Here is a 21,178-nt window from a genome sequence, read left to right on the forward strand (position 1 = left end):
GGGGATGTTCATATAATGAATATTGGAATTATAGGTGCAGGAAGTATTGCAAGAGCTCATTCTAGAGCATTATCAACTGTTGATAATTGTAAATTAGTTGGAGTGTATGATGTTAATTATGAGAATGCCGATAAATTGATAGGGGATTTTGGTGGGAAGGTTTTTAATAGCTATGAAGAGTTACTAGAAGTAGTTGAGGGGGTAATAATATCTTCCCCGAATTTTTGTCATAAATCTCAAGCTGTTCAAGCGCTATTAAAAAACAAACATGTGTTATGTGAAAAGCCAATGGCAATCTCTTGTGAAGAAGCAAAATATATGATGACAATAGCAAAAAATACTAATTTAGTCGCTTCAATGGGTTTTAACTATCGCTACTTATCTTATGTAAAGGCTTTAAAACAATTAATTCAAAATGAAGAATTAGGGGATATAGTAGTGATAAGATTGCATTTTAAAAAGAATAGCGCTTTTAGAAGAACTTCGTTTACTTGGCGAGATGATTTTCAAAGTAATAAAACTAGTGGGGCCTTGGGAGATTTGGGGATCCATCTAATAGACTTACTATGGTTTTTGTTCGAGAGTGATTTTAGAGAGGATACCGTTCGTACTAAAATTAAAACAAATGTTAAGGAAAAAGAAAGCAAACCAGTATTTGTTGATGACTATGCTGAGGTGTATGGCCAATTGAAAAATAAGGTTTTTGTTAATATTACAACATCTAAAAGTTCGTTTCTTGACGATTGTGGTTTTAGTATAGAGGTAATAGGTACGAAGAAAGAATATAAGTATTCTTCTAAAGAGCCAAATAAATATGTACTCTTTGATGGATTGGAAAAACATGAAATCCCATTACCATTACCTTTACTAGTCGATCCAGAAAATGAGATTTTTGAATGGTCTGATTCTTTTAGAAGTGAAATTATAGAATGGGCAAAGGCTGCGGAAGGTGGACCTAAAAAGTCTGTAGCAACATTTGAAGATGGATTTCGTTCACAAGTTATATTGGATATGTTTTTTGATAAGAGCAGTAGTAATAAAGAACGATCTGTAGCAACTATTTAGTTTTATGGTAAAAACAGGGGTTTAGAACATTTACTTAAATCCCTGTTTTTATTTTGGATTGGAGTTGAGAAAAGATGCGGTTAATGTTTTATTATGGTTGCTTGTTTTATTTTATTGTAGGAATAATACATGTTTGCATAGGTAGTTTAATTCCTTCATTAATACAATATTATGGAAGAACCCCTGATCAATTAGGTGTTTTAATATTTTTTCAATTCACAGGTTTTTTATTCGGTGTTCTAAGTTCACCCATACTAGTAAGAAAGTATCATTATTTTAAAACTATAACATTAGGTGTTTTAGTAATGTCCATTGTTCTAGGAGGTTTTATATATATTAAAGAATGGGCATATTTAGCCGTTATTTGCTTTGTATTAGGCTATGGAGCAGGTTTGTTAGAAACTACGGTGGGTTCCTTTATTATTTCAGCAGAAAGGAATAGTGCTGCTAAATTTAGCATTCTCGAAGTATGGTTTGGGGTTGGGGCGCTAGGGTTTCCGTTACTAGTTAATTATATTATAAAATTTTATGAATGGTATTTTATTCTTTATGGGATATTACTATTCTTTATTTTTACACTATTTGTTTGGTACATGTTTGGACGTACAAAATTTCTGAATTTTTCTCCTCAAAATAATGAAAAGGGAGGAGTATCCCTTTCCTCATTTACTCTAAAATTTAAAAGTGAAAAGATTACAGTTATATTATTTATTTCACTTTTTGCATTCTTATATGCAGGCATAGAAACTAATCTTGCAAATTTTTTATCTACAATAATGATTCTTACCAATAATGAATTAATCAGTTCAGTAAGTATATCTTGTTTTTGGCTAGCAATAGTTATAGGAAGATTACTTGTAGGTAAGCTAGCCCATAAATTTAATTATTGGACATACATTACATATAGTTGCTTTACATTAGTGATTCTTTTATCTCTATTTCCCTTTGTTCGAGGTACAGGTATGTATTTGTTTATCATCTTTATTATTGGTTTAGTCATAGCGGGTGTTTTTCCAATAACATTAATCCTAGCTTCCCGTATTATGGAAAATAATATTGATCAAGTGACTAGTCTATTTATTGCATCGGCCAGTTTAGGGGGGGCATTAGTATCTTTCCTAATTAGCTGGAGTCTATCATTAAATACTATCACTGTTACTTTTGGGATATTTTCTCTTTTTGCATTTAGTCTAGGTTGTATTATTTTAAAAATGAGGAAAATTTCAACTTACAGTAATGAAAGTACCAAAAAAGTAGAAAGTATGAAAAATTTATAGAAAAAATTTTTCATAATGTGAAAAAGGTAATATTATGTGGAATCTCTAAAAAAATTGATAAAGTTAAAAATTCCGTATTTGGGCTTTGTTTTATATATTGTAATGTGTAATATAGAAATCAGAGTTACTTCAAAAATAAAAATGATATGCAATAGTGAACAGTTTTCAGGTGATTGAATGTCATGATATGAAAAGAATGCCTTGTTGTATATACAATAAGGTGGTAAAGAACATATTTTCATAAGTAATAAAAAGTTATTTTAATTAGCTTTTCAGATTAATCTAAGAGGGGTTTGTTATCGAATGGAGATAAAGATTAGTAAAAAGGATAAGATTGTTATCTCTAAAAAATTAAAGTCTTTTTTAGCTGAACAATATTCACTGGAATTGGGTGAATACATAAGCTATGAGTTACTTGAATTCATAATAAAGGAATTAAATCCACATTTTAATCAAGTTACTAGGGACAGGTTGGAAATGTTGTTAAAGAATATAGAGAAAGATATATACAGTCAATAGACTTTAAATGAGAATTGAAAAACTATAATATCATTTTAGATATCTTAATACCCAGTAAGAATAGAATAAGTAATGCGTTATAAAACACCCATCCAATTTTATTGATTATAAAGGATGGGTGTTTTCTTCATATAGGATGTTATGAAAAAACTGTCGATGAAAGTCTACATTAAAGACTATCCCGCATTTTTGTATGCTATAGCACACTCTACAACTAAGACCTAATGATATATATATACTAATTCAAAAGCGGAACGGTTAATAAATGGCAGAATAGAAATGAAATTAGAAAAAATACCTATATAATGGTAGAATATGGTTGGTAAACCTATAGATGAATAATCAATAAATCTAGTTTTAAAGGGGGAAATAATTTGGGGAATAGGAACAAAAGAATGAAAATTTATTTTCAAAGGTTAGTAGCTGTAAGTGTTTGTTTTTTGTTAGTTTTTTTGGGGAGCAATTATTCAAAAGCCGAAACTGTTGCACCAATAACATTAAATCCTAAAGATATAGAAGCGTTCACCAATAAAGTAATCCCAGAGAAAATGAAAAAAGAAAACGCGGCTGGTGTAGCTCTTGTCGTTGTAAAGGATAATCAAATTCTATTTCAAAAGGGATTCGGATTTTCCAATAAAGAAAAGAATACTCCCATCGATCCTAAAAAAACAGTTTTTCGATTAGCGTCAATATCAAAAGTTTTTACTGCTAGTGCTGTCATGCAGTTAGTTGAACAAGGAAAAATTGATTTAAATAAAGATATAGTAAATTATATGGGGGGATTAAAGTACCAAAATAACATGGGTGAACCAGTTACAATGGAGCATTTACTTACCCATACAACAGGGTTTGATTACGTAGATCCTAGACCCGAGGACATCCATTATCAAGAAAATGATTATACAATGCTTAAAGATTATGTAGAAGATAATATGCCCACTGTAGTGAGAAAGCCAGGAGATACATATACATATGATAATTTTGCTTCTATGCTTCAAGGGTATATTGTTCAAAATCTGACAAACACACCTTTTTATAAATATATGGCCAAAAATATTTTTTACCCTCTAGAAATGCATAATAGTAGTTTTGTTATGACTAATTTTATTAAAGAAAAGTTAGCAACAGGATATGATGCTACAGGTAATGCCATCCCATTTTACCAAACTAGACCAACAGATATGCCACAAGGGAGTATGTTTTCTACAGGGAGTGATGTAGCCAATTTCATGATTGCTCAATTGAATGATGGTAAATTTAAAAATAACCAAATACTACAAAAAGAAACTGTAGAAGATATGCAAAAAACAAAATTTGCTTTACATCCCAAATACCCTAACATGACATACGGATTTGAGTTCTTTTCACCACAAAGTCATAATGGGCAATATGTGTTCGGTAAAGGTGGAAATATACCAGGTTTTTCATCTTTAATGTGGTTAATTCCAGAGCATAAAATTGGAGTTTTTGTTGTTACAAATAAAGATAGTTCAGCACTTCCTGTTGAAGTATTTGATGATTTTATGAATCACTATTTTCCAGATAAAACAAAGCCTGAATATTTAACCCCTAATGAAGAAGAATTAAAGAAATTTGAAGGTGTTTATCGTGATTTGAGATTAAAAAACCTAATGTCACATGTAACCATAAGTGAAGGAAAGTTATATGTAAGTGATAAAGTATATGGTAAACAGGAGCTAAAACAAATAGACCCTTTACTATTTGAGGATGAAAAAGGGAATTATATGGCATTTAAACTTCACAAAGATGGTACTGTGAAAGAAATGATACATTGGAACTCTGGCAGCTCAGCAGTGAAGTTAAGTGAGCCCGAGAGATTTAAAGACGTAGATGAAAATCATCCGTATGCTAAGTTTATAAATCCTTTACATCAATACGAGGTATTACAAGCAAATAAGGAGGGGAATTTCAATCCAGAATCTTCTCTTACACGGGCAGAATTTGCATATTGGTTATCTCAAATTGCTTACTTTTCACCACCTTCAAAAAAAGAACCAGTGTTTTCTGATGTGAAAAATCATCCGTATGCACCACATATTCAAAAGTTATATGAATTTGGTATTTTATATGAAAAAGAAGGGGAACAATTCTCTCCAGACCGTGCAATTACTAGACAAGAAGCAGCATGGATTACCTGGCAGTATTTAAAAATGTTAGGAGCGCCATCTGCAGATGCAACATTAAAAGGAGAAACTGATGATTGGGCAATAGAATCCGTGAAAAACATTGTAGGTCATCGTTTAGTAGGGCCTGAGGTTATATATAATGAAGATGGATCAGCAGATTATCTATCAAAACAAAGTATGAAACGACAAGAGGCAGCAGCATTGTTATTTTACGTTTTGTTATCTAGTTAATTTGTTTTGAGGTAAATTTCACAAAAAGAAAACATCTAAAGAGCTTGAAATAATACACAGAAAAAGAATAGTCTTCGATCAATGATTTATCGTAACAAACAGGGATGAATAAGTTATAACCATGCTCCAAATCTTAAGTAGAGCTGGTAATAGAAGGATTTCTTAAATGTTTTGTAAGGTGAGGAGCTCCTTTCAGGGGAGCTTTTTTTTATTTTATTATTAATAATTTCATATACCGTAATTATTAATAATAAAATAAAAATCTACAACAAGGGGATTCAGTCCAAGCTAGGTCTTAGTAATACACTAGATACCAACAAATATGATGTATAAAAAATTGTGTTCATCTTTTTTAGTTAAGGAAAATAATGTTAATTTATTTGATTATTTACACAACAGTTCAATTATTAAAATTACTGACTGCTCACATTATGGAGGGACTGGAAAACAACAAAGACGTTCTCAAATGTATATATAAACTTTAATAACAAAGATAAAAAAGAATAGGGAATCGGAAATGTCGAAAGGATTAAATTGATATTAAAAATTGAAGGTGATACTATAAATTTAAACAATGTTTAAAACGTTGTTTAATTGATAAATTTTAGAGGAGGAGATAAGTTGAGGGGAAATGAAAACATATCTACGAAAGAAAAGATTTTAAATACAACATTAGAGTTAATTAAAGACAAAGGCTTCGAAAGTGTAACAATAAGAAAAATTGCGGCATTGTCAGATACTAATATTGCGCTTATCAATTACCATTTTGGCTCAAAAGAAAAGTTGATTAGTGAAACAATTAAAGTCTTATTAATTAGCTTTCAATACACTTTTTCTATTTTAGATGATATTAAAGTGCCAGCAAAAGAAAGATTAAAAATATTTTTACTTGATTATGTACTAGTAATTCGGCAATACCCCGAGTTAGTTAGGAAAATTATTGCAATGGGAACTACGGTATTTACATCTCAATACGAATATGGAGATTTTTTGAAGAGGCTCGGTTTTAGTAAAGTGAAGAATATTTTGAGTGAAATAACAAATGAAACGGATCAGGAAATTTTAATGATGATGACAGTGCAAATATTCGGATCCATTTTTCTTCCAGCATTAATGATGCCAATTCTTGAATCAGGGGCAGATATAAGAATACTGCCTGTAGAAAAGCAAATTGATTTCCTATTTGAACGCTATTTTTATAAAAATTGAGATAGTGGGTGATAGAGATGATTAGTTTCTTTAGAAAGCATTGGTGTGATGTAGGGTTAGTTATGGCAATTGTTGTCGTAGGTTGTTTGGTCACCAATTTTGGAGAAATGAGTGAAATAAAAGTACTGTTAGCGTTAAGTTTTGTAGCCATTTTAGTGCATCAATTTGAAGAGTATCGTTGGCCAGGTTATTTTGCTGGTCTGTTTAATGTAGTTATATTTAAAAGTGATATACCAGATCGCTATCCATTAAATACACAATCTGCTATGGTAATAAATATTTTGATTGCGTATGTTTTTTATTTACTTCCGGTTTTCTTTCCAAATATTATATGGCTTGGGTTGGCCCCTATTTTAATGGGATTTTTTCAATTCATATGGCATGGTATTTTTGCGAATATAAAAGCTAAAACAATATACAACCCAGGATTAGGTGCGGTTGTATTACTACATGTTCCGATTGGTTATGCATATATGAGATATGTTCTTTTACACAATTTAGCTACAAATTTGGATTGGATATTAGGGATAATCTATTTTCTAGTAGCTACCTATTTTTTAATTATAAAAGGAAATATGTTACTGAAAAGTAAGGAGACAAATTATTATTTTTCTAAAAAGCAATTAGGTCCGTACAATGATGCATTAAAGTGATTCAGAAGGGATTTTGGATGCAGAATAAAGTACAAGTGGATTACAAAAGGTGCGTAGGTGCCTTTTTTTGAAGGAGATTTTTGTATTTTGGGGTATCACTATATCGCAATCAACTTAAGAAATTAATTGTTCACCAAAACGAAAAAAATGAGCCAAATTGTATAAATAACTGTAAAAGGGGCAAATTTTCGTTTTTGGATGTCATAAAATTCTTAAGTTGATGGGCATGTGGCGGTACTCCATATACCACCATTCTAAATCAATTATTTTACTACCTTATTCATAGTTTCTATATATTTATTAAATTCATCATCTTTCATATCACCATCCATCTGTAAAAAGGAAATTCCCTCCGTACATCCAATTCGGAAGATTTAGACCAAGCATAATAAATCCAGCTACAAGCTTTTTTTCATATTTTGTAAAATAAAAAGGAGAAATTCCGCTTATGTGAAGATCATTTGTCTAGTAATGAGCATTTAATAATTATGGTAAGTACAAGCATCATAAGGAGATGTGTGCATGAATAAAGAAAATGAATTTTTGATTGGAGCAGCATTTGATCCGAACTTACTGGGTCCTACATTGCCACCTATCCCGCCTTTTACATTGCCAACAGGACCCACTGGTTCGACTGGGACTACAGGTCCTACTGGTCCGACTGGAATAACAGGACCTACAGGATTCACTGGATCAACCGGAGAAACCGGATTAACGGGACCAACAGGAATTGGAAGTACTGTAGCTTATGGAGCATTGTATGATAGATCTAATACACTTCGTACAGCAAATGTAGGCCAAAAAGTAGTTTTCCAGAATCTTGGTCCATCTTTGGGAACAAATCTAGATTTATTAAATAATAGTATCCAAGTGTTGAGTGGTGGAATATATGAAATTAATATGGATTTAACAGCAAGAGTCTTTAATCGTGATTTAACCCCTGCAAATACAGTTTTAAAATTTAGGTTATATATTAATGACATTACACCTGTTCAAGAAAGTGAATTTGAAGGTACGACATCTATAAGTACAGATGTCCCTGCAAACGTTTTGAATGCGTATACCATCGGGAAAACAGTATTAATTAGATTAAATGCAAATGATTCATTAAGTATTATAATTGATGTTGCACAAGGTGAAGTTTCTTCTTATGGAAATCCATCTTTAGTGGTAACAAGAATTGCAGATTAATATCGGGCGTTAGAGAAAAAATTTTAATAATAAATTGAACGAAGCTGTTCAATAAGAAGTGAAAAAGTTCGCCATTTAATACAATAAGAGCATGTTTTTAATAAACGTTTTTAAAAACATGCTCTTTCAGTTTGTTAATATTTTTGAATCTTGTGGTAGCACGCCATGCCCATCAAGCTGATATTCTTAGACATCTCCATAACGAGAATTCTACCTTTTTACAGTTATTTATAAGAATTCGTCTCATTTTTTTCGTTTTGGGTGACAATTAATTTTTTAAGTTGATGACCATGTGGTGCTACCCCATATAGTAATGTCGATGGGTGATATTAACAAAATATTCATTTAAATCAGATAAAACAAGAGTGTTTTTAACTTATAATAATATTATTACTCCGATGAGTTAAATTGAAAACTAATTTCAGGTAGGAGGAGGATAATGAAGACCAGAGAAAGTTATAAAATTGTTGTAATTGGTGCTGGAACTGCTGGAATATCTTCTACTGCACATTTGTTACGAAATGTACCCCTATTGAAAGAAAGTATAGCTATTATTGATTCATCTAAAAAACATTACTTCCAACCATTATGGAGTTTAGTTGGGGGAGGAATTGTTTCAAAGGAATGTACGATGCGTGATCAAGAATCACTTATTCCAAAAGGAGCAACGTGGATTCCTAAAAGTGTTATTAAGTTGTTTCCAGATCAAAATAAGATACTTTTAGATGATGGAATGCTACTTGAATATGAGATTCTTATTGTAGCAGCCGGTATACAAATAAATTGGGGTGGTATTAAAGGCTTAAAGGAGTCTATTGGGACTAATGGGGTTTGTAGCAATTATTCTTATAAATATGTTGATTCTACTTGGAAAGAAATCGAAAAATTCAAAGGAGGAAATGCGATTTTTACCCACCCCAATACTCCTATTAAATGCGGTGGTGCTCCACAAAAGATTATGTATTTAGCAGAAGAGTATTTTTCTAATAGCGGTGTAAGAAACAAAAGTGAAGTAATGTTTTATACCGCGAACGCTAACATATTTCAGGTTCCACGATATGCTAATACATTAGAACAAGTACTTGAAAGAAAGAAAATAATAACAAATTATAATAAAAACTTAGTAGAAATTATCGCTGAGAAGAAAGAGGCAATTTTTGAAGATACGCAAACACTGAAAAGAGAGACAGTACCGTATAGTATGATCCATGTTGTTCCACCTATGGGGCCACCTAATTTTATTAAAGAGAGTGAAATAAGTGATTCTCAGGGCTGGGTAGATATAAACCCTTATACTTTGCAACATGTACAGTATAAGAATATTTTCGGACTTGGAGATTGTACCAATTTACCAACCTCTAAAACTGGAGCGGCAATTCGAAAACAAATACCTGTCTTAAAACAAAATATTATGGACGTACTTAACGGAAGAGACTTGCATGCTAAATATGATGGATATACATCGTGCCCCATTGTTACAGGATATAAAAGTCTTATACTCGCTGAATTTAACTATGAACATGAGCCTCAAGAAACGTTTCCGTTTAATCAAGCGAAAGAACGATATAGTATGTTTTTACTTAAAAGATATATGTTGCCCTATATGTATTGGAACTTTATGTTGAAAGGGATCCTATAGAAGAATATAGAAAGCGATTACAAGTGTTGAAAAGTAATTTGAAATAACTAATTGGAGGGAATAGCTATGCTTTTAAAATATTTTTATGATGAAAAATTAGCACATGCTTCTTATTTAGTTGGTTGTCAGAAGGAAGGCGTAGCAATTGTAATTGATCCAGGTCGCTATATAGAACAATATATAGAATTTGCTAAGAAAGAGGGGATGGAAGTAATTGCTGCGGCTGAAACTCACATTCATGCAGATTTTCTTTCTGGGTCTAGAGAACTTTCTACTCTTTATCATGCCAATTTATATGTATCTGATGAAGGAGATTGTGATTGGAAATATCAATATCTTAACGAAGGTCGATATTATTTGGTTAGAGAGGGGGCAGAGTTTAAAGTAGGTCATATAAAATTTAATGTAATTCACACACCAGGGCATACACCTGAAAGTATTTCTTTTTTAGTAACTGATACAAGTCAAAATAACTATAAGAATGATAAGCCAATAGGAATATTCACAGGTGATTTTATATTTGTTGGAGATATAGGAAGACCCGATTTATTAGAAACTGCTGTAGGTATGAAAGATACCGCAAAAATAGGAGCGAAAGAATTATTTGATTCTATACAAAAAATAAAAACACTCCCTGATTATTTGCAAATATGGCCATCACATGGTGCAGGAAGCGCATGTGGAAAAGCATTAGGAGCAATTCCCACTTCTACCTTAGGCTATGAAAAGATGTTCAATTGGGCATTTCAGTGTAATGAAGAAAGTGATTTTGTATCGACTTTATTGACGGGACAGCCAGAGCCTCCAAAGTATTTTTCATTAATGAAGAATTTAAATCAGTATGGTCCTCCAATTCGTAAGAAGAGAGAAGTTTTTGCTATTAAAACAGTAGAAGAACTTCAAGAAGTTATGAGGAGCGTTCAGCAAATAGTTGATATAAGGGATATAGAGAGTTTTGCTTCTGGGCACATCGAGAAATCAATTAACATACCGTATAACAATTCTTTCACAACTTGGTGTGGGTGGTTACTAGAATATAAAACAGAAACTTTAATCATTCTAGATGAGGAAAAGGTTAAAGCGGAGGAGGTTATTAGAGACTTTGAGTCCATTGGCTTAGATAATATTATTGCTTTTGCACCTTCAAAGGTAATTCGAAGATGCCAAAATTTAGAAATTTATAAGGAAAAAACATCAAATGAATTATATCCGTTAATAAAAGATGGAAGTGTAAAGGTTATCGATGTGCGTAGTAAAAAAGAGTGGGATGAAGGATATCTTTATGATGCAATACATATTGCTTTAGGTAATCTACTTGAACGGCTAGATGATGTACCGAAAAATTGTCCAATAGTTTTACAATGTCGAACGGGGTTACGTTCCGCTATAGCAGCTAGTATTTTACAAAGAGCTGGTATAAAGGAAGTAGTTAATCTAAAGGGAGGATTTCTTGCGTGGAAAAAGTCGGGATTACCATACGAGAATTAATTTTTTTATAAACTAGTTTTTTAATCCTGTAACTAAATAAACGAGATATTATGAAATTATTAAGTCTTATAATATAGATAATATACAGTTAGGGTATAAAAAAGAAATCTAGTTCGATAGCTAGAAATTGCATCGCCTATTTCTAGCTATTGAACTAAAAGTGGGAGATGCTTATTTTATTTAATGAAATATTTTAGAATGAATTAATAACATTAGATTTAATTAATTTATCCAAATGAATCAGTATTTCTCAATAACAACAGCTGTATATTTTATTTACATTTATTGTATGCGAAGCGTATGCTAGATTTAGTTGTAATAAATGGAAGGGAGCTGTATTTTTGAAAAGAAAAGTTTTTTCATCAGTTTTGCTATCGTCACTTTTGTTTTTAGGAATAACTGATTCAGGAGGGGTAGATGCTTCTACGATTACACAAGTAAAATATAACCAAGGCGGGGCAAAGTATATATATACAAATGCACCTGAAGTTGTATACGATAATCCAAATATGGGATCGAACTTTGACGATGGTAAGTATGCTTACTACACAAACGAAAGAATATTAGAAGCAAATCAAGAATATAGTGCTGAATTTTTTAATCGAAATTATACTGGGGCTACATTGAAATTTGGATATGCTATACACAATGAAGATCGTATACCACAAACTATAAGAATTAAAAATAGCGCTGTAAATGCGGCATACCCGGTTAGCCCTGACGGTTCGTGGGACATAATGGGGATTACATCTAGTACTATAGTTAAATATGGAAATAGTAGCAATGATCAAGCTATTACTATTCCAGCAGGTGGCCATGTATTTATATTAGAGAAAGAGGTAGAAGACACTTTTGCAGTTAATGGGAAAATTAAATTCATTCCGAATACAAAATTAACACTACGTCAATTTGTTTCAAAGAAAAAACCAGATGGACAGTTCCCTAGCCCTTCAGAAATCTTTGATTCCATAAAAACACCACAGGTTAAAAATTATAATAAAAATACTTCAACTGCTAATTATAATTACGATGAAAGGTATGCTGTTATTGATAATGCGACAACAAGTAGCTTTTATGTAGGTTTAAAAACAAGTAAAGCCTATCCTCAATCCAGTGTTGGTATTAATGAATACGAAGCACCTCTATGGTATTTAGGAAATTCTAACCCAACTCTTGAAGGGAATTATGGAATTGTTTACGACTTTCAATTTAAAAATGCGGCAGGAAAGAAAATTAGAATTAAACCTGAAATTATTTCAGAAAATGATAAGCCATCTGATCCAGAGAAATTTCCGCCACTAGCATTTTTTTCACAAGTAACTTATTGGACTTCAGGAGCTTGGAAAAGTACTACTAAATTAACCAAACCCGATCAATATCATTATATAACTATTCCAACAGACCAACATGTAAAATTCATTTTACCAAGTGGTAATAATGGTAATAATCTTTTTGAAATCATTGAATAATGATTTGGGATTAAGATTAAATAAGAAGGTGGAGCATATTGCAGATGCCTTTTTTGTCACAATGGTGTAAGAGCATAAAAAATCGTCAGTGGCTGTTTAAAAGCACTGACGATTTTTTTGTATAGTTCATAGTTATACTTAAGTGTTTAAAGTTGTATAAATTTCTTTTGAGTGTAAAATCAAAGGAGCGTCACATATTTAATAGAAATTTGGAACATAATTTATTTTAAAGAGATTCAGGTGGGTTTAACTTAATTGAATCTATCATAACTGTAATATTTTTCGAATTACCTTTGACTGATAGTTTTATCTTTTCAAGTTGTACTGTTTTTGAAAAATCTTCATGTCCAATTGACTCAATTAATTGATCTAATTCATTAGTCCAGGTAACGTTAGTAGCTTGTATCATCGCTTTAATCGTAGGTTTATCTGCATGGCCATTATACATAATTCCATCAATCATTTTTCCGCCTTCCCTTAACATAACACTTACCCATTTCGCATTTCTATCTAAATCATCTCTTGTTTTTGGATAATAAAATCTATATGTATTAGATTTTTTTTCTAGCTCAAGATTAAATGGGAGAATTTTGACACCCTGAGTAGATAATGTACTCTTTATATTATTATAGTTCTTCAAATATTCTTCTGCTGTCATATTATTAAATGGAATTTTTTCTTTTTCACCTTCATGCTTTTTTTGAGATGTTTCCATTTTATTTAGAGTATCCTTGTGTTCTGTATCTTTGCAACCTAATAGGCTAGCTGCTAACAGAAAGGTTCCTAGTAGAAGGATTTTTTTTGTCATATGAATCTCTCCTTAAGTAGTATAGAAAAATGCAGAAAGAGTGGGTATCGGTATCCCTAACACTTTCTGCATTTTTCATGTTTAGATACTTATTGTGTTTTTGGTATATCGAAAGAATATTATTTATATGATCTAATTGATTTAAGAAAGAACAGCACAATTAGCCCTGAAATAAATAATAAGACTCCATTTATTAATAAGATTAATGGTGGACCATATATGTCAGCAAAAAATGAGGAAATAGCTAGAGCAATTGGTGATGCTATACTCGTAAGGGAACCAAGTGTTCCAAAGGTTCTACCTTGCAATTCTGGTGATACTTCAACCTTAATAATGACATTGACTAAGAGTGTGCAGAACGAAAAAAGTATTCCCAAGAGTAGAATTAAAGGCACTGCATACAGTACTGATGGAGCAAAAGATATTCCTACAAAGATTGGAGCCAATAAAACCATACTAAGAATTATCCACCAACCACGACGATGTAATTTTTTATCAAAAAAGATGATAATCCCTGCGCCTAACATATAACCTATTGGAATACTGGATTCTATTATTCCAAATTCAATAGGATTTGCTTTCCATACTTTTACAGACATTACCTGGATAAGCATTAAAGAAGCGGTGAAAAATGTAATTAAAGTGGGTGAGAGAATAATAATAGACTTAGCAAATGGATTCTTCCATATATACTTAAAGCCTGCAATAAGGTCTTCATGAAATGAGTTTTTCACATCAGATTTTTTAATAGAATTAGGAAATTTTCCACTTAACAACACTAGAATGGCAGATAGCATAAAAGTAAATGCGTCGACTGAAATAGCGATGCTCCCACCAAAGGCTGCAACGACAATTCCTCCTATAGCTAGCCCTGATATTCGGGAAACGTTATCTGCGACATTTAATACACCAGTTGCTTGTTGAACTTTTTCTTTTCCTACAATATCGATTAAGGAAGCATGGAAGGCGGGAGATTGAAATAGCCCTGCGCAAGAAGTGAGGGCAGTTAAGATAATAATGAGAATAAATGGTGTGCCAGGAAGTGCAATACAAAGTGCAATACCTAGTATCAAAAGACTTCGTATCATATCTGTTATCCACATTAATTTTCTGCGATCGACCCTATCAGCAACAGTACCTGCGATGGAAGAAAATAACATGCTCATAACCATATGAGTTATAGCAATGGTAGACATTAATTTAGCACTACCGGTGGATTGCAGTACCCAGAGATTTAAAGCAATACTGTGAAATGAATTCCCAAACATTGACAAAGTATAACCTGTAAATACAAATGTAAATGTACGATTTTTCCATATTGTCTTTTTAGAAGAAACAGCAAGAGAAGAATCTAATTCGACTTGTTGTTGCATAGTATGGCCACCTCACAAATTTAAGTATTTAATTTTGAAAATTTGCTTACAAACTAAAAGTGGTGAATTTAAGTAATCAAGTTAATTAGAAGGCTAATGAAATAGAATCTTGCTGCATTAGAGTTATATTAATATAAAATATTGTTATTCTGAGGTAATAAAGGCAGTGATGAGATAGATTTAAGTACATAAGTAACTAATATAATCCCTATACATTATTTTTATGAAATCAAATTACATGAAAATAACTACTAATAGCATTATTACATTCGTAGAAGCAAGTCTATAATGTATAGAGAAATTGTTAATGAATATTTAAGGGAGAACATTTTAACTGTACAATAATGTTTTAACTTTTATATAAGATTTTCAAAAATAAAATATTTCTCCAGATTATTTTGAAATTTCCTTACAACTTTTTCCTAGGTTTTTAATATTTGTAAGAACAGAAACTATATTTGTATTTTATAGTTAATTTAGGCATATAAGATTGAAATTAGTAGTATAAATGGTGATTTTATTAAAAATCTAGCATTTATTATAAATACTCCTCTCTTCAGAAAATTTTACCAAATATTTTCAGGTGAATATTACCAAATTAAAAATGTTTTGTCTATATATTTTATTAGTTCTCTATTTTGTAAGCTGATTCAATGAAAATATTTTCTATATTTATCCTCCCTATATAATGACAATTTTTCCCTTACTTCGACATAAATCAAATGGTACAGTTTACAGGACAAATATAGAACCTACTTGTAGACGTTATTTTATATAAAAATTAAAAAAACAGTAGTTACTAGTTAGGAGGGAAAATATATTCTAACTATTTTTCAAATGGTACTTAAGGGTAGGGTGCTGAATGTTTGAAAATAGCTGATTAATACTTCTATAGGATGGAGGTTGTCATTTGAAAGAAAAAGATAGGCTTAAATTTAGTAGGAGTAGTGTGAATTTTTCTAAAGATATAATATATCAAATTGTAACTGACAGATTTCTTAATGGATGTCCATCATATAACCCAAAAGGAGAGTTATACGATGAATCTAGGAGAAATAAAAAGAAATACTTTGGTGGGGATTGGATAGGGATTATTGAAAAATTAAATGCAAATTATTTTACTGAACTAGGTGTGACGTCTCTATGGATATCTCAACCGGTAGAAAATATCTTTACACCAATAAATGATTTGGTAGGAAGTACTTCATATCATGGGTATTGGGCTCGTGATTTTAAAAGAGCAAATCCTTTTTTTGGGACATTTGAAGACTTCCAAACATTAATTAAAACTGCTCATGCAAAAGACATAAAAGTTATTATGGATTTTGCGCCGAATCATACCTCACCTGCATTACACGATGATGCGACCTATGCTGAAAATGGTAGATTATATGATGATGGATTATTACTTGGTGGATACGATAATGATTACAATCATTATTTTCATCATAATGGTGGGACGGATTTTGAAGAATATGAAGATGGAGTTTATCGTAATTTATTTGATCTTGCAGATCTAAATCATCAAAATATCGTTATTGATTTGTATTTTAAAGAAGCTATTAAACTATGGTTAGATCAAGGAATAGATGGCATACGGGTTGATGCAGTGAAACATATGTCATACGGCTGGCAAAAAAGTTGGCTAAATTCAATCTATAATCATAGGCCAGTATTTATTTTTGGTGAATGGTATATAAATCCGAATGAGTATGATCATAGAAATATTAACTTTGCAAATAATAGTGGTATGAGTTTGTTAGATTTTAGTTTTGCTCATAAAGTACGTGAAGTTTTTCGAGATGGAATTGATTCCATTTATGGTTTACACAAAATGATTGAAGAAACATATCAAATTTATAATGATGCGAACAATCTTGTTACTTTTATTGACAATCATGATATGGATCGTTTTCACATGAAGGAACAAAGTAAACGTGGAGTAGAACAATCATTAGTATTTTTATTAACTTCAAGGGGGATCCCTTCTATATACTACGGTACAGAACAGTATATGGTTGGGAATGGAGATCCGAATAATCGTGGTCAAATGGAATCTTTTAATGTAAATACAGACAATTTTAAGATAATACAAGCTTTATCTTCGTTACGTAGATTAAATAATGCACTTCCATATGGAACTACTAAGGAACGGTATATAACAGATGATCTCTATGTATATGAAAGATGCTTTGGCGGTGATGTGGTATTAATAGCTTTGAATCGAAATTTAACAGAAGGGTATGAAATAAAAGGTGTTAAAACAGCACTTCCTTCTAGAAAGTATAAAGATATATTAGAGGGCCTTTTAGATGGTGAGGTAATTACGGTTGAGAATAATAGTATAAATTCATTATGGCTCGGACCAGGATCAGTACATGTTTGGCACCATAAAGGAGTAAATAGTTTACCTTTAATAGGAACTGTGGGACATAAAATGACTACAGTTGGTCAAATAATTTGTATTGATGGATGTGGTTTTACTTCTAAAAAAGGATCTGTATTTTTTGAGGAAGAAGAGGCGGAAGTGATTTCATGGTCACATACTAGTATTCAAGTGAAAATTCCAGTGGTGAACGACGGTAAATATGGAATTACTGTTGTAACAGATAAAGGAACTAGAAGTAATATCTATAAACATGTGGAGGTCTTAAATAAAAAACAAGTTTGTATTCGATTTGTTATTGAAAACGGATATGAAATACCCGAGAGTGAAGTTTTTATAATGGGGAATACATATTCATTAGGGGATATGAACCCTTGCAAAGCAGTAGGGCCATTTTTTAACCAAATCATGTATCAATTTCCTATTGGTTATTTTGATATATGTGTTCCAGCAGATACCCTGCTTGAATTTAAATTTATTAGAAGGGTAAATAAAACACTACATATTGAAGGGGGAGAGAATCATAGATACCAGACACCAAAGTTTGGAACAGGTGAGGTTGTGGTAAAATGGCAAACCGCAGAAAAATCTATCTTGGTTGAGATTTAATGATATGAATCTACTTGCTATTAAAAATATTAATTTATATCCATGAGCTATTTCGTTTTAAGGGTTAAATCAGAAATTTATACTAAAGATTTCTAGAGTATAGCTTTGGAGTTTAAAAAATCCGTGTTGAACTGTATGAAGAGAAGTGAAAAATACAATTTTGGAGGTTGCTATGGTACATGCTTCTAAAGTGATTACTATTGAAGATTTTTACTCTGAAACACTAGAAAATAGTAGGAAATTATTTGTATATTTACCACCTGGTTACGAAAAGCATTCACAGGAAAGGTATCCTGTATTATATATGCATGCCGGGCAACGTCTATTTGAGCCTTTAATAAAAAATGATGAATCTTGGAATGTCCACAAGACAGCTGATGAGCTAATTCTTGAAGGGAAAATTCAAAAAATAATAATTGTAGGTATAGCACATAAAAGAATTATAGAGAACAATGAGTTTTGCCATTTTATTTCACCAGATAAACATATAAAATGCTCAGGTTTATTATATGAAAAATTTATAATCAATGAGGTGAAACCTTATATCGATGATAATTTCAGAACAATGTCTGACGCTAAAAATACTGCTTTAATAGGTTCTTCAGCAGGAGGTTTATCAACTTATAATATCGGTTTCCGTAACCCTAAAGTGTTTGGGAAAATAGGGATGATATCTCCATTCTTTGTGAAAGTCGAAGATGACCATTCAGAATTAAAATTATATGAGATGTATAAAGGGAAAAAAGACTTGAAAGTTTGGATGGATATAGGTAGTGCAGAAGGCTTTTTCTTGGTGAAACATGTAAGAGATATTGCAGAAACTTTATTAAAAAATGGTTATAAATATAGAGATAATTTAATTTTTTATCAGGATCCAAATGGTGCTCATTTTGAAAAAGACTGGGGAGATCGTATGCATCTTCCATTAATATATTTCTTTGGAGATATAGGGAATATAGTTAATGTTACCTTAGATGGGCGAGATGAAGTTGGATTAACTGGAATGAAGGTGAAAATTAATCCAATTATGACGTACGATAGTGGCTTTAAAATGAGTGATTTAGATGGTGTGTTTTTAGTCAATAACCCAGATGTATTAGAGGTTATGAATGATGGAACGATTATACCCAAAAAAATAGGAGAAGCCGAAGTCACCTTTGTAACACAAGGTGTAAAGGGAATACCAAAAAAATATAAGGTAATAGAAACATTATCAGAATTTGTAGATGTTTCCGTAACAGTCGAAGTACCTGAAAATACACCAGCTGGTGAACGAATTTATATGAGTGTAGGAATGATACTAGATAGAATAGAAAAAAATCGTTTTGCTGGGAACTTTACAGTGCCTAGGGATCTTGCATGCAAGTTTAAGTTTTCAAGAGGCTTTAGGCTCTTTGAAGTGGATAAATTTGGACAACCTATTCAAAATAGGAAATTTAAAGCTACTAAGGACTTACAGTTAAATTATACTGTCGAGAACTGGATAGGACTATAAAAATTAAAAGTGTGGGGTGAGTGCTGCAGTGAAAATGAAGGAATTAACACCAACCTTTGATGTTCCTTATTATTATTCATGTTATATACCAATTCTTCACGATAAATTAAAAAGTATGGGTAGTATTAGTTACTTGAGCTTAATAGCAAATGAAGAATTATATAGCATACCATCTTACCGTGTGGATACTACCACATCTGCACCTTCTGTAGCTAGATATACACAGTTGTTAGAATATAATCAAACATTTCGCATGGAGAAAAATGTGTATTCTGATTTTGGAAATGGTCTTCAATTTATAAAAGAATGTCTGAATCGTCAAGAAGTTTTTATTGCCTTAGGAAGTACATTTTTTCTACCTTATAGTAATGATTATTTGAATCCAAAATTTATAAAGAGTCATATAGATATCCATACGGATAAGTATGTTACAGACCACTACTTAGCGATTAACAAACTTACAGAAGATAGTGTATTTGTTCAAGATCCTGTCCCTAATAAATATATGGGAGAGATATCACTTGAGGAGTTTCATTCTTTTTGGAAAGGTGGAAGAGGTATACCTGAATTGGTTCAGGCAAAAGGAATAGAAAGAATCTCATCTTACTCCTCAATTAATGTGATTATAGAGACAAAAATAAACCTAGAAAATATTAGAGATATTTTTTTGAGAACATTACAAAAGATATCGAGTGAGTATATTAGAGGTTTAGTTATGAGAAAAAACAATAAGATATATTATTTTGGCAAGACTGCAGCACTTGAACTTAAAGAAAATATAAATACCGATTTTCATAAGCAACGAAACATGTTTCCGTTGTATTTAAAATGTTTATTTGATATGAGATGGAGTAGATATTTTTTATATGACTTACTTATAGATATGAATGATTTATTTAAAGATAAATTTATGCATCTTGCTAGTGACTTAATGGATATAAAGCAATCATGGGAAAGACTGTATAAGATTGCACATATTAAATTATTAAAAAAAGATAGTAACTTAAGTGATCTTGAATCTTTTAATTTGATAATGATGGATGTTATTACTAGAGAGAGTGTATTACACGAGAATATTTTATTTCTTCTGCAACATAATTATAGTCTCCAGTCTTGATAGAGAAGAGATAATTGAGAAGTAAAGTAAGGGAACTACTATGTGTATACTTATGTATCTTAGTAGTAGATGAAAACGTGTATCTAGTGTTCATGTTAAACACTTCTACAGGTGTTGGAAGGAAATCTTCATAGTAAAAAATGATTTATAAAAAGGAGTGCATTTACTTGGAAAATACTAATAAAGAAAAGATTATTCAAATCGTATTGTGCTGTGTTGAAGAAGTGAATGAAAATCTTGAAAATAAAATTGATCTTGAAAAAGGCTTGAAAGCACATCTTTATGATTGGGAAGGGTATTTAGATTCGTTGGGACTGGTATCTTTGCTGGTAAGTATTGAACAAGGCTTAGAAGATGAATTGGGTTTATCCGTTGATTTGGTTAATTTAGATACAATGTCACAACATAATAGCCCATTTAAAACAATAGATACATTAGTTGCGTATATCATACAATCCCAGGAAACATTAAAATCACTAACATAGCAAAATAATAAAGGATA

The 21,178-nt window shown here is 31.4% G+C and carries 16 protein-coding genes; 14 read left to right on the forward strand and 2 right to left on the reverse strand.

Annotated elements, in window-relative coordinates; translation table 11 throughout:
* The first annotated feature begins 15 nt into the window (after nucleotides 1-15).
* From NHG49_RS28665 to NHG49_RS28710, 10 genes are all read left to right on the forward strand, one after another.
* Complete coding sequence (locus NHG49_RS28665; protein WP_064474049.1) at nucleotides 16-1,065, forward strand: Gfo/Idh/MocA family protein; 1,050 nt, start codon at nucleotides 16-18, stop codon at nucleotides 1,063-1,065.
* 74 nt (nucleotides 1,066-1,139) lie between these two features.
* A complete protein-coding gene (locus tag NHG49_RS28670; protein WP_222661621.1) occupies nucleotides 1,140-2,342 on the forward strand; it encodes an MFS transporter in 1,203 nt (400 codons plus the stop codon).
* Nucleotides 2,343-2,645: 303 nt separating this feature from the next.
* Nucleotides 2,646-2,861: a DUF2164 family protein gene (locus tag NHG49_RS28675; protein WP_046954493.1), complete on the forward strand. Its 216-nt coding sequence runs from the start codon at nucleotides 2,646-2,648 to the stop codon at nucleotides 2,859-2,861.
* A 395-nt stretch (nucleotides 2,862-3,256) separates the two neighbouring features.
* The gene (locus NHG49_RS28680; protein WP_308665768.1) at nucleotides 3,257-5,239 is read left to right on the forward strand and encodes a serine hydrolase domain-containing protein; all 1,983 of its coding nucleotides are present in this window, start codon (nucleotides 3,257-3,259) and stop codon (nucleotides 5,237-5,239) included.
* 621 nt (nucleotides 5,240-5,860) lie between these two features.
* The gene (locus tag NHG49_RS28685; protein WP_064474052.1) at nucleotides 5,861-6,448 is read left to right on the forward strand and encodes a TetR/AcrR family transcriptional regulator; all 588 of its coding nucleotides are present in this window, start codon (nucleotides 5,861-5,863) and stop codon (nucleotides 6,446-6,448) included.
* An 8-nt stretch (nucleotides 6,449-6,456) separates the two neighbouring features.
* On the forward strand, nucleotides 6,457-7,101 hold the full coding sequence (locus NHG49_RS28690; RefSeq protein WP_222661620.1) for an HXXEE domain-containing protein: 645 nt from the start codon (nucleotides 6,457-6,459) through the stop codon (nucleotides 7,099-7,101).
* Between the two features lie 522 nt (nucleotides 7,102-7,623).
* Nucleotides 7,624-8,292, forward strand: coding sequence for an exosporium leader peptide-containing protein (locus NHG49_RS28695; RefSeq protein WP_222661619.1), 669 nt, complete (start codon nucleotides 7,624-7,626; stop codon nucleotides 8,290-8,292).
* A gap of 439 nt (nucleotides 8,293-8,731) precedes the next feature.
* Nucleotides 8,732-9,931, forward strand: a complete 1,200-nt coding sequence (locus NHG49_RS28700; RefSeq protein ID WP_258126977.1) for an NAD(P)/FAD-dependent oxidoreductase — start codon at nucleotides 8,732-8,734, stop codon at nucleotides 9,929-9,931.
* A 66-nt stretch (nucleotides 9,932-9,997) separates the two neighbouring features.
* A complete protein-coding gene (locus tag NHG49_RS28705; RefSeq protein WP_258126979.1) occupies nucleotides 9,998-11,419 on the forward strand; it encodes an MBL fold metallo-hydrolase in 1,422 nt (473 codons plus the stop codon).
* A 341-nt stretch (nucleotides 11,420-11,760) separates the two neighbouring features.
* Nucleotides 11,761-12,888 carry a hypothetical protein gene (locus NHG49_RS28710; RefSeq protein WP_064474057.1) on the forward strand — a complete coding sequence of 376 codons (1,128 nt, stop codon included), beginning with the start codon at nucleotides 11,761-11,763 and terminating at the stop codon, nucleotides 12,886-12,888.
* Nucleotides 12,889-13,114: 226 nt separating this feature from the next.
* Here the strand turns inward: NHG49_RS28710 and NHG49_RS28715 are convergent, their stop codons facing one another.
* Entirely contained in the window at nucleotides 13,115-13,696 is a 582-nt protein-coding gene (locus tag NHG49_RS28715) for a hypothetical protein (protein ID WP_222661543.1), read from the reverse strand.
* Between the two features lie 119 nt (nucleotides 13,697-13,815).
* The gene (locus NHG49_RS28720; RefSeq protein ID WP_064474059.1) at nucleotides 13,816-15,069 is read right to left on the reverse strand and encodes an MFS transporter; all 1,254 of its coding nucleotides are present in this window, start codon (nucleotides 15,067-15,069) and stop codon (nucleotides 13,816-13,818) included.
* A gap of 910 nt (nucleotides 15,070-15,979) precedes the next feature.
* On the opposite strand from NHG49_RS28720, the gene NHG49_RS28725 reads away from it, so the two are divergent.
* The 4 genes from NHG49_RS28725 (at nucleotide 15,980) to NHG49_RS28740 (ending at nucleotide 21,161) form a co-directional block, all read left to right on the forward strand.
* Nucleotides 15,980-18,064 carry an alpha-amylase family glycosyl hydrolase gene (locus NHG49_RS28725; RefSeq protein WP_064474060.1) on the forward strand — a complete coding sequence of 695 codons (2,085 nt, stop codon included), beginning with the start codon at nucleotides 15,980-15,982 and terminating at the stop codon, nucleotides 18,062-18,064.
* 172 nt (nucleotides 18,065-18,236) lie between these two features.
* Nucleotides 18,237-19,559 (forward strand): alpha/beta hydrolase, encoded by a 1,323-nt coding sequence (locus NHG49_RS28730; protein WP_149173813.1) that lies wholly within the window; start codon nucleotides 18,237-18,239, stop codon nucleotides 19,557-19,559.
* 28 nt (nucleotides 19,560-19,587) lie between these two features.
* The gene (locus NHG49_RS28735) at nucleotides 19,588-20,676 is read left to right on the forward strand and encodes a hypothetical protein (protein ID WP_222655540.1); all 1,089 of its coding nucleotides are present in this window, start codon (nucleotides 19,588-19,590) and stop codon (nucleotides 20,674-20,676) included.
* Nucleotides 20,677-20,843: 167 nt separating this feature from the next.
* A complete protein-coding gene (locus NHG49_RS28740; RefSeq protein WP_064474063.1) occupies nucleotides 20,844-21,161 on the forward strand; it encodes a hypothetical protein in 318 nt (105 codons plus the stop codon).
* Nucleotides 21,162-21,178 lie beyond the last annotated feature (17 nt).

This window comes from Bacillus sp. IBL03825 (assembly GCF_024712505.1).
GTDB lineage: Bacteria > Bacillota > Bacilli > Bacillales > Bacillaceae_G > Bacillus_A > Bacillus_A wiedmannii.

Bases quoted from the DNA above. Each gene is read 5' to 3' on its own strand.
- NHG49_RS28680 (WP_308665768.1), top strand. From the start codon at position 3,257: ATGAAAATTTATTTTCAAAGGTTAGTAGCTGTAAGTGTTTGTTTTTTG.
- NHG49_RS28675 (WP_046954493.1), top strand. From the start codon at position 2,646: ATGGAGATAAAGATTAGTAAAAAGGATAAGATTGTTATCTCTAAAAAA.
- NHG49_RS28670 (WP_222661621.1), top strand. From the start codon at position 1,140: ATGCGGTTAATGTTTTATTATGGTTGCTTGTTTTATTTTATTGTAGGA.
- NHG49_RS28700 (WP_258126977.1), top strand. From the start codon at position 8,732: ATGAAGACCAGAGAAAGTTATAAAATTGTTGTAATTGGTGCTGGAACT.
- NHG49_RS28720 (WP_064474059.1), bottom strand. From the start codon at position 15,069: ATGCAACAACAAGTCGAATTAGATTCTTCTCTTGCTGTTTCTTCTAAA.
- NHG49_RS28705 (WP_258126979.1), top strand. From the start codon at position 9,998: ATGCTTTTAAAATATTTTTATGATGAAAAATTAGCACATGCTTCTTAT.
- NHG49_RS28665 (WP_064474049.1), top strand. From the start codon at position 16: ATGAATATTGGAATTATAGGTGCAGGAAGTATTGCAAGAGCTCATTCT.
- NHG49_RS28715 (WP_222661543.1), bottom strand. From the start codon at position 13,696: ATGACAAAAAAAATCCTTCTACTAGGAACCTTTCTGTTAGCAGCTAGC.
- NHG49_RS28695 (WP_222661619.1), top strand. From the start codon at position 7,624: ATGAATAAAGAAAATGAATTTTTGATTGGAGCAGCATTTGATCCGAAC.
- NHG49_RS28730 (WP_149173813.1), top strand. From the start codon at position 18,237: ATGGTACATGCTTCTAAAGTGATTACTATTGAAGATTTTTACTCTGAA.